At 47.5% G+C, this 11,607-nt stretch carries 10 protein-coding genes; 5 read left to right on the forward strand and 5 right to left on the reverse strand.

What is annotated here, in order from left to right:
• Window positions 1-264: 264 nt before the first annotated feature.
• Window positions 265-1,566: a hypothetical protein gene (locus GO013_RS16280; protein ID WP_163813027.1), complete on the reverse strand. Its 1,302-nt coding sequence runs from the start codon at window positions 1,564-1,566 to the stop codon at window positions 265-267.
• 303 nt (window positions 1,567-1,869) lie between these two features.
• Here GO013_RS16280 and umuD point away from each other — a divergent pair, with 303 nt between their 5' ends.
• Together umuD and GO013_RS16290 are read left to right on the forward strand one after the other, a co-directional pair.
• Window positions 1,870-2,334, forward strand: coding sequence for a translesion error-prone DNA polymerase V autoproteolytic subunit (gene umuD, locus GO013_RS16285; protein WP_163813029.1), 465 nt, complete (start codon window positions 1,870-1,872; stop codon window positions 2,332-2,334).
• A 2-nt stretch (window positions 2,335-2,336) separates the two neighbouring features.
• Complete coding sequence (locus GO013_RS16290; RefSeq protein WP_163813031.1) at window positions 2,337-3,608, forward strand: Y-family DNA polymerase; 1,272 nt, start codon at window positions 2,337-2,339, stop codon at window positions 3,606-3,608.
• Window positions 3,609-4,159: 551 nt separating this feature from the next.
• Here GO013_RS16290 and groL read toward each other — a convergent pair.
• Window positions 4,160-5,818, reverse strand: a complete 1,659-nt coding sequence (gene groL / locus GO013_RS16295) for a chaperonin GroEL (RefSeq protein ID WP_163813033.1) — start codon at window positions 5,816-5,818, stop codon at window positions 4,160-4,162.
• A gap of 55 nt (window positions 5,819-5,873) precedes the next feature.
• Window positions 5,874-6,161, reverse strand: a complete 288-nt coding sequence (gene groES, locus GO013_RS16300; protein WP_163813035.1) for a co-chaperone GroES — start codon at window positions 6,159-6,161, stop codon at window positions 5,874-5,876.
• A gap of 399 nt (window positions 6,162-6,560) precedes the next feature.
• On the opposite strand from groES, the gene GO013_RS16305 reads away from it, so the two are divergent.
• The 3 genes from GO013_RS16305 (at window position 6,561) to GO013_RS16315 (ending at window position 9,923) form a co-directional block, all read left to right on the forward strand.
• A complete protein-coding gene (locus GO013_RS16305) occupies window positions 6,561-7,193 on the forward strand; it encodes a hypothetical protein (protein ID WP_163813037.1) in 633 nt (210 codons plus the stop codon).
• A gap of 452 nt (window positions 7,194-7,645) precedes the next feature.
• Entirely contained in the window at window positions 7,646-8,704 is a 1,059-nt protein-coding gene (locus GO013_RS16310) for a hypothetical protein (RefSeq protein ID WP_163813039.1), read from the forward strand.
• A gap of 22 nt (window positions 8,705-8,726) precedes the next feature.
• Window positions 8,727-9,923, forward strand: a complete 1,197-nt coding sequence (locus tag GO013_RS16315; protein ID WP_163813041.1) for a hypothetical protein — start codon at window positions 8,727-8,729, stop codon at window positions 9,921-9,923.
• A gap of 422 nt (window positions 9,924-10,345) precedes the next feature.
• Here GO013_RS16315 and GO013_RS16320 read toward each other — a convergent pair whose 3' ends face one another.
• Window positions 10,346-10,627 carry a peptidylprolyl isomerase gene (locus tag GO013_RS16320; protein WP_163813043.1) on the reverse strand — a complete coding sequence of 94 codons (282 nt, stop codon included), beginning with the start codon at window positions 10,625-10,627 and terminating at the stop codon, window positions 10,346-10,348.
• Window positions 10,628-10,711: 84 nt separating this feature from the next.
• Window positions 10,712-11,296: a TIGR00730 family Rossman fold protein gene (locus GO013_RS16325; RefSeq protein WP_163813045.1), complete on the reverse strand. Its 585-nt coding sequence runs from the start codon at window positions 11,294-11,296 to the stop codon at window positions 10,712-10,714.
• Between the last annotated feature and the right edge of the window lie 311 nt (window positions 11,297-11,607).

Raw genomic sequence — 11,607 nt, forward strand, 5'->3', positions numbered from 1 at the left:
TGATATTTTAATCCTAGCCATGTCGGCCTCCTTTGAGCTTCACTTTTACTGGTATTGTTACCAGATTAAGCCTTGGAGTGCCGACATGGTATTTTTGTGGAGAGACCAGGACGCTGTCCTGGACCTGCCAAAGGCCGAGGGCCTTTGGAATCCCATGTCGCCTTCGGGGAGGGGTGGGTAGGTAGGGTCAAGGAGCACTGCTGTTTACGGTGTGTTTGGCGTAAATGGTTTTAAATGGAGTAAGAAGTGTACAAATATTTCATACTATTGTTTTAATTCTTCCTTGATTATGTTTAAAAATGTTTCGAAAATTTTACTTGTTTCAGGGAGTAATTTGTCTATTTGCGCATGATCTATGTCTTCTTTTGAGACAAATAATAATGTTGCAAATGTTTTATGGAAAGGATTTGAGTATAAGAATTTTCCAGATGCTTGGTCCATTCTTACTATAGAAGATCTTTTTTCAGTTTGGAGTTCTTTTAAATAAATTGTGAGATTAGACGCGGGATATTCGGGAGACTTGTTTTTTATTTCTTTTAGTATTTCAGCATGAGACATTCCATTTTCATTGGCCTTCGTTAATGCTTCAAGAATAAGTCTACAGTTATCGTATTTAACTTCCCTATGTCTTTTTAAAGCAGTGTCAAAGGCCATTTTTATTGAATCAGATTCTTCCTCAATATATTTTTTAATTGCATGTTGAAGCGTCTCATTTGTAATAGTCCGTTTAGTTTCTTGATTTTTTAATATATTTTCGTCAAGGCAACAGTTAAGAGATAGTTGGTGGCAAACTGAAGCTAATCCATTGCAGTGATGAATTATATTACGTTTTGCATTTTTGGAGAAAGATATATTTAAAAAAATTTCTCCCTTGCTAATAATTTCTTCGAGTTCATGAGATTTCATTTGAGAAACATGGATTTCTGAAACTCTTGTACGCATTTCATTGTCGTAGTTCACCACTTCTCTTGCTGTTCCAACAGCACCAATAGCAATAGTCTTTAGCATTGGATATTCATTGGCTGTGTCCATGAAAACTTTCATCATTTGAGAAAATCTTTTTTTTTCTTCGGGGTTAACCTTGTGGAAATCTTCAATGACCCAACAACATTTTAAGGCTCCTATAAAAGTGGCTAATCTTTGTGGTGTTAATTGGATCGGGAGTGCCCTTTTAGATGTTGTTTCGTTTTCTATGGCGAGAGATGCGTCAATATTTAACTTAATCGCTAAATAATCTGCTTTAATTGCGGTGCCTAATGTTTCGTTTATGGCTGTTTTTTGTTCAGATATGTAGTGTATGTTGAGTTGATCAAAGGCATCTAACACAATTTGATCAAATGTCATTTTATCCATGCATCGGGTCGTGATATGGTTTTCATACAGTTGATTCAATTTATTGATTAATAGGGTGGACTTTCCACATCCTGAATTGCCATAAACAACGATTTGTTTTCCTGGTGTGCGCAATGCATCGACTAGTTTATTGTTTACTTCCTGCCGCTCAACGAATGTCAGCTTTGCGGGTACCGTTGGGGTAAATATTTCGAATACGTTCACATCGGTCATCTATATTCCTTTCGTTATCTTTTTTGGTTATTTATATACGTTTGATTGATCTCCAGTCAAATTTTACCTGTTATTAATTAACAGGTTGAAGTTGATATTCCCTTTTGCGCGAAGCGCACCCAAAAAGTTTAGGAAAAGAGGGGGATTGGGGGTCTGGGGAAAAGGGGAGAAAGAACCCTTTTCAAAGGGTTTTTCTCCCCTTTTCCCCCAGCCGCCGGAGGCATCTCTCTGTTTTGTTTTAGTTGACATTTGGCACATTTTTTTGCATTTTTGTTTTTTATAAGTGAACAACAAGAGACGCAAATGAAAAGAGACACACGGTGTTGGCAGTTATCGGGTCATTGGGTTGGGCGTGTGGGCCTGCTTGCATCTCGGGGGGCTTTTGAATTGCCGCTTTCTGGGGAGTCGGTCCCGGCGGGGTTTCCTTCTCCGGCGGAGGAGTATCTGGAGACGCCTTTGGATTTGAATGCGTATGTTGCGCCCCGTCCGGAGGCGACCTTTTTTGTTCGGGCTTCTGGTGATTCGATGATTGGTGCCGGGATTTATCATGACGATATTTTGGTGGTGGACCGTTCGCAACAGCCGCAACAGGGGAATGTGGTCATTGCTTTTTTGGACGGTGAATTCACCGTGAAGCGACTTGCCAGAAGCTGTGATGGTGATCTTGTTCTTGCTCCGGAAAATCCTGAATTTTCACCGATTTTGCTGACTCCGGAAACCGATTTTGAAATATGGGGCGTGGTACGCCACGTGATCCATAAGGTGTAGCCGTGACGGAGTATGCCTTAATTGACTGCAACAATTTTTATGCCTCGTGCGAAAGAGCGTTTCGGCCTGATTTGCGGAATCGGCCGATTGTGGTGCTGTCGAACAATGACGGTTGTATTATTGCTCGATCCAATGAAGTGAAGGCCTTGGGGATTGAAATGGGGATACCGTATTTCAAGTGCAAGGCGCAACTCGATCGACAGGGTGTGACGGCTTTTTCGTCGAATTACACGCTGTATGGGGACATGTCGGCACGGGTGATGCGTGTGCTGCAACGGTTTTGTCCCGCAGTCGAAATGTATTCAATTGATGAGGCATTTGTTGATCTTACCGGCGTGCCGGGCGGTGCCCTTGCTTTTTCTCGGCATCTCAAAGCCACGGTGGAAAACTGGACCGGCATTCCCGTGTCAATTGGGATCGGTGCCACCAAAACGCTGGCGAAAGTTGCCAATCGTTTTGCCAAAAAAGAATCCCGCTGTCGGGGAGTCTTTGATCTCATTCGTAGCCCCGAACCTGATCGAGTCTTGCGGTGGACCGACATCGGTGACGTGTGGGGGATCGGCCGTCGTCACGCCAAAAGACTTCGCTCGTTTGATGTCCAGACAGCCTTTGATTTCAAGCAATTATCTCGTGATTGGGTTAAAAGGAAAATGACTGTTACCGGGCTGCACACCTTGTTGGAATTGCGAGGTTTTCCCTGTCACGAATTTGCAGCCGGGCCAGTGCCCAAAAAGACGATTGTTTCCTCTCGATCCTTTGGCCATCCTGTCACGCGGTTGGAGCATCTTTTGGAAGCAACAGCCCAATATTGTACCCGTGCAGCCGAGAAATTGCGGCGGCAAAAGTCGGTCACATCCACTGTGCTTGTCTTTCTTGAGACCAATACGTTCAAACCCGGTCAGCCGCAGTATTCCAACACGATGTCCATTCCGTTGCAGGTCTCGACAGCGCATACACCAACGCTTATCCGAGCCGCGCAGTCCGGGATCGATCATATCTATCGGGAGGGCTATGCCTTCAAGAAATGCGGTGTCATTTTGTCCGGTCTGGAGCCGGTTAACGGGCGGTGGCTCAGTCTTTTGGATTTGCCGCCGGATGCACATGATCGACACGCCCCGATCATGGAAGCAATGGATACGTGCAACGCGCGTTGGGGACGAGACACGCTCAAGTTCGCAGCCGTAGGTATCAACGGAAGTTGGCGTATGAAACGGGAGTTGTGTTCCCAACGGTACACCACCGCCTGGAAAGAACTTCTGGTGGTCAAAGCGTAAGGTCTGGCTGCGGAATGTTGTTTGAATGTAGATGGTTGGAAGTGTAAGGTTGGGGAGGGAATGCCTACCGGCGGTCTCCTTCGGAGAGACCAGGACGCCGTCCTGGACCTGCCAAAGGCCGAGGGCCTTTGGAATCCCATGTCGCCTTTCGGCGAGGGGTGCCCGATGACGTGAGGTCAGGGCATGGAATGTCCGCGACAAAAAAGCGCGGGAGACTTTCTTTTATTGGAAAGCTCTCCCGCGCTTTTTTGTCGCGGACGGTGCCGACGCCGCCAGCTTGGGTGGTCGAATGCAAGGGGTGAGATGGCGGCGTGTTGTGTCTGTTGTCTGTGTGAGCCTCTTAATTGATCACCCCCTTGCGCGAAGCGCACCTAAAAAGTTTAGGAAAAGAGGGGGATTGGGGGCCTGGGGGAAAGGGGGAGAAAGAACCCTTTTCAAAGGGTTTTTCTCCCCCTTTCCCCCAGCCGCCGGAGGCATTCCAAAAAAAGAACCCCGCCCCGGTCCGTGAGGACCGAGGCGGGGTATTTAATTGGCTATGCGTCTGTACTGATTTAGTACATTCCGCCCATGCCGCCCATTCCGGGCATACCGCCACCCATTCCACCGGGCATACCGGCGGGAGCAGCGCCTGCGGGTTCGGGCTTGTCTGCGATAGCGCACTCAGTGGTGAGCAGCAGACCAGCAACGGACGCGGCGTTTTGGAGGGCGGTGCGGGTGACCTTTTTAGGATCGATGACACCGGCCTTGATGAGGTCTTCATATTTGTCGGTAGCGGCGTTGTAGCCCATGCCACCTTTGCCTTCCTTGATCTTCTCGACGACGATGGAACCTTCGAGACCGGCGTTAGCGGCGATCTGGCGGAGAGGTTCTTCAACGGCGCGGGAGATGATGTTGATACCGGCCTGTTCGTCGTCGTCAGCAGCCTTGACTGTGGCAGCGGCTGCACCTGAACGAGCGAGGACGACTCCACCACCGGGGACGATGCCTTCTTCGACGGCAGCGCGGGTGGCGTTGAGAGCATCTTCGACGCGGGCTTTCTTTTCTTTCATCTCGGTTTCGGTTGCGGCACCAACGTTGATGACAGCGACACCACCGACGATTTTGGCGAGACGCTCCTGGAGCTTTTCGCGATCGTAGTCGGAAGAGGAATCAGCGATCTCGGCGCGAATCTGAGCGATGCGGGCCTTGATTTCTTCGGCTTTGCCAGCGCCATCAACGATGACGGTGTTTTCCTTGTCGATGACAACGCGTTTGCAGGAACCGAGGTCGTTAACGGTGAGGCTTTCGATCTTGATGCCGAGATCCTCGGAGACGACCTGTCCACCGGTGAGGGTGGCGATGTCCTTGAGCATTGCCTTGCGGCGTTCGCCAAAGCCAGGGGCCTTGATGGCGACGACGTTCAGAGTACCGCGCAGTTTGTTGACAACGAGGGTAGCCAGGGCTTCGCCTTCGATGTCTTCAGCGATAATCATGAGCGGCTTGGACATTTTTGCGCACTGCTCGAGGACGGGCAGCAGCTCTTTCATGTTGGAGATTTTCTTCTCGTTGATGAGAATGAGCGGCTCTTCCATTTCGCAGGTCATGCGCTCGGTGTTGGTCACGAAATACGGGGAGAGGTAGCCACGATCGAACTGCATACCTTCGACGACGTCGAGGGTGGTGTCCAGACCTTTGGCTTCTTCAACGGTGATAACGCCTTCTTTGCCGACTTTGTTCATGGCCTCGGCAATGATGTTGCCGATGGTCGCGTCGTTGTTGGCGGAGATGGTGCCAACCTGGGCGATTTCTTTCTGATCGCGGGTCGGTTTGGCGACTTCTTCGAGGTCGGCGACGATGGCTTCAACAGCCTTGTCGATACCGCGCTTGATGGACATGGGGGAGCGACCGGCGGCAACGAGTTTCACACCTTCGGTGAAAATGGCCTGTGCCAGAACGGTTGCAGTGGTGGTACCGTCACCGGCAACATCGGAAGTCTTGGAGGCAACTTCCTTGACCATCTGTGCGCCCATGTTTTCGAACTTGTCTTCCAGCTCGATTTCCTTGGCAACGGACACGCCATCCTTGGTGATGACGGGGGAACCGAAGGATTTTTCCATAACAACGTTACGGCCTTTGGGTCCGAGGGTCACTTTGACGGCGTTAGCCAGCTTGTCAACACCCGCTTTCAGTTTTTCGCGAGCTTTGGCATCAAAAAGAATTTCTTTCGCCATGGTGTATACTCCTTAAGAAGAAATGTTTGTGTATGAATTTGGTGAATACGAACGATTAGTCAACGATAGCGAGGATGTCTTCCTCACGCATGACCAAGTGTTCCACGCCATCGATGTTGATTTCCATACCGGCGTATTTGGCGAACAAAACAGAGTCGCCGACCTTGACGGCCATGGCAACGCGTTCACCGGAGTCATTCAATTTGCCGGGACCGGCAGCGACGATTTCACCCTTCATGGGCTTTTCCTTGGCAGAATCCGGGATGTAGATGCCACCCGCGGTTTTTTCTTCCATTTCCAGACGCTTGACCAAGACACGGTCGTTTAACGGTTTCAGTTCCATCCTTTATTACCTCCAAAGGGAATAATTTGAGTATTTGTGGGACGGCATGTGCTACCAGGCGACCCATTAAGCTGAATGAAAGATAAACACCGGGTTCCGAGTGTCAAGTTGGAGAGGGAAAAAAAATCAGGTCTGGAACAAGTATGGAATATGTCTCGCGTCTGATTCTCCGCCGGGTATGTTTAATCCTCTGATATTACGTTGCTTTTCATTGAAAGGAATGATTCCTGTTTGTGTGGAATTGTGCAATAAAAGTGTTTGGCCTGTTCAAGGGAAACGGTGGTGTTCTTTCTCGTGCGAGAAGGTTTCGGGAGGACGGGCGGGAGTGAAGTGGCAGGCGTGTTTTTTTTCGGAAAATTCACAGTTGGCATTCGTTTCGGAACCGTATAAAGTCCGCCTATGCAGCGATATATCCCATGTCTTCTTTTTGTGTTGGCTCTGTCTCTTCCGGTTGCGGCTCTTGCTGGAGAGCGGAATGGATGCGCGCCCGAATATCGGGCCTTGTATAAGAATGCCGTGGTCGCGTTACAGGGCACAGGCGATGGTGACGTCGTGGTGGTGACGGACCCGCTTTGCTGGCATTGTCGTCTCGGGCATAAGTTGCTCGGTGAATATCCAGAATTGTACCGGACCGTGCGGCTCTCGTTTTTTCCACGTCTGAGCTATCCCGGATCAGACATGGCCGCCTGGATTCTGGAGGATGCGGTCGGGACGGATCAGCTCAAGGCAATGGTCGATTTTGCCTATACTGATTTGAAGCGGATCAAGACCGACGATCTCATAAAGGCGCGGCTGATGATACTGATGCAGTTTACCGAGGCGTTTCCTCACTTGTTGGACGGAACGACCGAGGCGAAACTCGCAGTCCGTTTGCAAAAGGAGCATGAACTGCACACCATGTTGACCGCCGACCTTGCCAAGGCCGCCGACCTCCCGGGCACGCCGATTCTTGTTGCCGGAAAGACCGTCCTTGTCGGATTTGGTCCCGGCCCATGGCTGGACGCACTCAAGGCACTGGCCGTCTGCCCGTAGCACACCGAAATGTGATCGTAAGCCGCTTTCGACAAGAAGGCGGCTTTTTTTTGGGTGATTATAGGTCAACAATTGGCGGACGGGGGGCAGTGGTTAGGTGTGGTAATCGCATTGGTTGTCGGTCAAATGTTTGAGGGGCGAGTTGTTTTAACTTCGTTTGCACAGAATTATTCATGATATCAAGGTCCTAGCAGCATATTTCGTCGATAGTCAAATCTTCTTCATCAAGCTTTGATATACGCGGATGATATATATTTGAGTGCAAGGGGGTATTCTGTGGTGGCTAGGATGCATATCGACAATTTTGCGATATAGACAATCAGGAACACTCTGTAGACATTGACGAAATACGGGTGTACCGTCCTGTGGCGCAATAATTCGTTTTAATTAGCACTGGCCTTATCTTTGCTGAAAAACTTGAGCACACGAGTTGCGAGGAGTGAGTTGGAACGATGAAACAGTTAGATATGCTACACGTCAACACCATCGACGACCTGTTATTTGTTACAGCACTGGATGCTGCCGGAGTTGAATGCGCAAACATTGAATATTCTGGTGATCTTGTTTTCAAATTAAAGATCACCGGGGAAAAATGGGATAACCCAGAGCTCCTTGACTATAGAGTTGCTCAAATAATTGACTCATTCCAACGCGATATTCTTGGAATAGTAAATCAGCATACTCGCCTGAAAGTAAGCATTAATGATCTTTCGAAACACCCAGACCTTGTTGTCAAGTTCAAGGTAGAAGAGGGATGTATTAAAATTTTTGCTGAGACATTGCAGAAAATTTTGGAATACACGAAAGAATTCACCACGGAAGACAAAATGAAAACAATGCGGATGATATTTCTTTCGGTCATCGTCATCTCTTCATCATGGCTCTTAACAACTACTGTCGAAAAGGCAGCAGATGTTTACATTGCTAAAATTGATAATGAAACAAAAATTCGACTAAAGGAAATGGATATTGAGATTGAAAAAGTAAGGCAAGGGGTAGAGCCCACAATTCAAAAAGCACATAAGACTCTTTCGCAAGAAAAACGGACTCCTAAAGCTGTTGCACGTAACGTAGACAAAGATGATGTCATAACAACTGGAGATGGTAACGAGATAAAGGGAGAGACCTTGAAAGCCGTCTACGCAGATCTCCCGGATCAAACAACTTACAAAACATACAGAGTGGATGCCAAATATAAAGTCACTGCCTACAATTTTGAAAAGCGGAAGGCTGAACTAAAAGGCGAAGAAAGACCCTTTTGGGCGCAGACAAACTACCTTAAGGACAACGAACGTGCACATTTGATTGAGCTAGATGCTCTGGCAATCAAAAGCGGCAAGCCACAAATAGCTGAGTTACAAGTGACTGTTGAAATCTCCGAAGGTAAAATCACTAGCGCAACCATTGCTGGCTTTGGGCCTCCACGCGAAGACGCAGTGTCCCTGTCTGCTGTCTTAAATCAAGAAAAACAAGCCACCGTTCAGCCGCAGCAAGCTACACTTCAATTCTAACCTCTCAAGTCTGGAGTCTCCTATGGATCTCCCCGAAGAACTCATTGATAAAATCTGTGCCGAGAATCCGAACGCTATGCGGGCTGACCAAGGGGTCATCCTAGAAGAAGATGGAATGGCATTCCACATAGTTGGAGTCCATGACCCTGAAGATTATGAAGCTGTTGGAAAACAGGGATCCTGGTTTCTTCCCTTTTGCTCACGCACTGAGGTAATAAGGCTTCTAAAACCTCAAACAAATGAGGATGCCTTATTAAAACTAAGAGCTGAAGCCATGGTGGACTCTCCCAGACTTGTTAGGGTGTTTCGAAAAAGAAGGAGGGGTAAAGCCAATTGGAGTTTGACAAATTATTACGAATCCTTTGGTGCAAATGACCGATATTTGTCCCACCTCTCAAAAAGCAATCAAAAAAGGTTAAAACAAATACCTGCTGGGTATGCATATCTCGAACAAGCGAACGCTATGTGCATTCGGACAAATTGGGGAAACGTAATCGCAGTGTCCGAACTTCTTCAATACTACTTCTACTTTATGAATTTGTTTTACTTTGGTGGACAGTTGGGGATCAAGGAACAGGACTGTTTCCATGCTTTCTTAATAGCTCTAAGAGTTATGGGGGGATTTGAATCCCATGATTTCGACTTAGACCCTAGAGGTTTTTTGGATTGGAATGCCGAGTGTTATTTAAAGTCCAGAGGGGCAATGCAATATGATTTTGTTCTTGGGCATGAATATGCGCATCACGTATTAGGACATTTAGCAGACTCAAAAATCACTCATGTTAGGCTGAATAAATATACCCAGACTAAATACACTGGATACAATCATAATCACAAGAAAGAATACGATGCAGACCACTATGCTATAAAATTTATCACTGGCAACAATGAGTATAAAAGCGAGCTTGTGAATGAAGCATTTCAGGTCTTACTATATTTTCACCTTTCTAAATTAGTTGAAGAATCTATAGCACCACAAATTCATCAAGGTACACACCCTAGTCCTTTAAGCCGCATAAAAAAATTGCGAAAAAAAATTCATAAGAGATATGGTCGCACAATGACTGAACTAAACGACGAGATTAGGCACTTTGAAGGGTTTGTAAAGCACTTTTTGAAAGATTGGCTTCCATACAACATGGATAAGTTTGAAATATACGGATCTTTCTATCTCCCTTCATATAAAAGGGATTTCTTGATCGATCGGATTGATTTTTAAAAACTAAATAGACTCAACGCCATAGTTCTTGATTATCCGCATTTGTTATAGGCTACAGCCCTTTCTTCTTATCAATCCACTTGTCCATCTGAGGCCGACTGTCGTCATAAGTTGATCAAGCCCCCCACTTGCAAACATTAGTAAGCACCATCCCTCGGTGTTCCTGCACGAGGAACCCGTTCAGCACCATGCGGTCCATGTGGTCTGTCATGCCGCTGTAATAGCCTGGTTGGTTCCAGATCAATTGCTTGAGGGGGTATCTTTCTTTTGTCTGTGCTGGGTAAGGCTAAAAGAAATTAATTCCAAATGTAGCTATCAAAAAAAATGGCTCCGAGTTCGTCGGAGCCATTTTTATCAACATGTATGGGAAATGCCTTGGCTGAAAACAGCAAGGCATTTTTAGTACAAACACAAAGAAGAGTTTAGTCTTCGCGGCTCGTGATTTCCAGCAGGTGGTAACCAAACTGAGTTTTTACCGGGCCATGAACTTCGCCGACGGCTTCGTTGAAAACAACGGTGTCAAATTCCGGGACCATGGCACCGGGGCCGAATTCACCGAGATCGCCGCCCTGCTGTCCGGAAGGGCAGCTGGAGTGTTGTTTTGCCAGTTCACCAAAATCTGCGCCGTCCTGAATTTGTTTTTTCAGGTCCAGACAGGTTTGTTCGTCACTAACCAAAAGATGGCGGGCAGTTGCTTTTGCCATATGCGTACTCCTGTAAGTTTGAATGTAAAAAAAATTAATAAATCATATAAGTTGAAAAATGATAGTTACGAATTGAAAGCTGCTTTACAGCCCTTTCTTCTTCTCAATCCACTTATCCACATGCGGTGGGTCATAGGTCGCGAATTGATCGAGCAGGGTGGCTGGATCAGATGCGCTCAGGACCATCTGCCGATGTTCGGGGATGACGAATCCTTCTGAAACCATGCGGTTCATGTGGTCGGTCATGCAGCTATAGTAGCCGTTGACGTCCAGCAGTCCGCAGGGTTTGGTGTGGTAGCCGAGCTGATTCCACGTCAGGGCCTCGAAGAATTCTTCGAGCGTGCCGAGGCCGCCGGGCAGGGCGATGAAGCCGTCTGCGAGATCGGCCATCTTTTGTTTGCGCTCGTGCATGGACGTGACCACATAACTTTTGGTCAGGCCGGTATGAGCGACTTCTTTTTCCACGAGCAGTTTGGGAATCACGCCGATGACTTCGCCACCTGCCTCGAGACAGGTGTTTGCGAGTCGGCCCATGAGTCCGGTGCTGGACCCGCCGTAGACAAGGCCAAGCCCGCGATGAGCAAGCTCTTTAGCCAGGGTTTCCGCACTTTCGCCATAGGCCGGGTTGGTGCCTGGATTGGACCCGAGATAGACGCAGATGCGTTTCATGATGTCGCCTTGATATTTTTTGTGTTGAGAAGGGAAAATGCGCCCTTCGAATCACCCTCTTTTCAAAACCCTGTCAAGTGTTTTTTTTATCCTTTTTCCGGTCTTTTTTATTCCTTTGACGCTCGTTTTCTCTTTGGGCCGAAAAACGGGGTTATGGTTGTCGTGTTTTTTGGAGGTGGACTCCAAAAATCATTTCGACAACCTTGAAACAGGAGGCATATATGGACCCGCCCATTTGGCAAGTGCTTTTTTGTTGGCAACGCAGAATCGAATGCTGTCATATATTCGGCCTATACTCTTGATATGGCCCT

The sequence above is a fragment of the Pseudodesulfovibrio sp. JC047 genome (assembly GCF_010468615.1).
Taxonomy (GTDB): domain Bacteria; phylum Desulfobacterota; class Desulfovibrionia; order Desulfovibrionales; family Desulfovibrionaceae; genus Pseudodesulfovibrio.

Bases quoted from the DNA above. Each gene is read 5' to 3' on its own strand.
- GO013_RS16280 (WP_163813027.1), bottom strand. From the start codon at position 1,566: ATGACCGATGTGAACGTATTCGAAATATTTACCCCAACGGTACCCGCA.
- umuD (WP_163813029.1), top strand. From the start codon at position 1,870: ATGAAAAGAGACACACGGTGTTGGCAGTTATCGGGTCATTGGGTTGGG.
- groL (WP_163813033.1), bottom strand. From the start codon at position 5,818: ATGGCGAAAGAAATTCTTTTTGATGCCAAAGCTCGCGAAAAACTGAAA.
- groES (WP_163813035.1), bottom strand. From the start codon at position 6,161: ATGGAACTGAAACCGTTAAACGACCGTGTCTTGGTCAAGCGTCTGGAA.
- GO013_RS16305 (WP_163813037.1), top strand. From the start codon at position 6,561: ATGCAGCGATATATCCCATGTCTTCTTTTTGTGTTGGCTCTGTCTCTT.
- GO013_RS16310 (WP_163813039.1), top strand. From the start codon at position 7,646: ATGAAACAGTTAGATATGCTACACGTCAACACCATCGACGACCTGTTA.
- GO013_RS16315 (WP_163813041.1), top strand. From the start codon at position 8,727: ATGGATCTCCCCGAAGAACTCATTGATAAAATCTGTGCCGAGAATCCG.
- GO013_RS16320 (WP_163813043.1), bottom strand. From the start codon at position 10,627: ATGGCAAAAGCAACTGCCCGCCATCTTTTGGTTAGTGACGAACAAACC.
- GO013_RS16325 (WP_163813045.1), bottom strand. From the start codon at position 11,296: ATGAAACGCATCTGCGTCTATCTCGGGTCCAATCCAGGCACCAACCCG.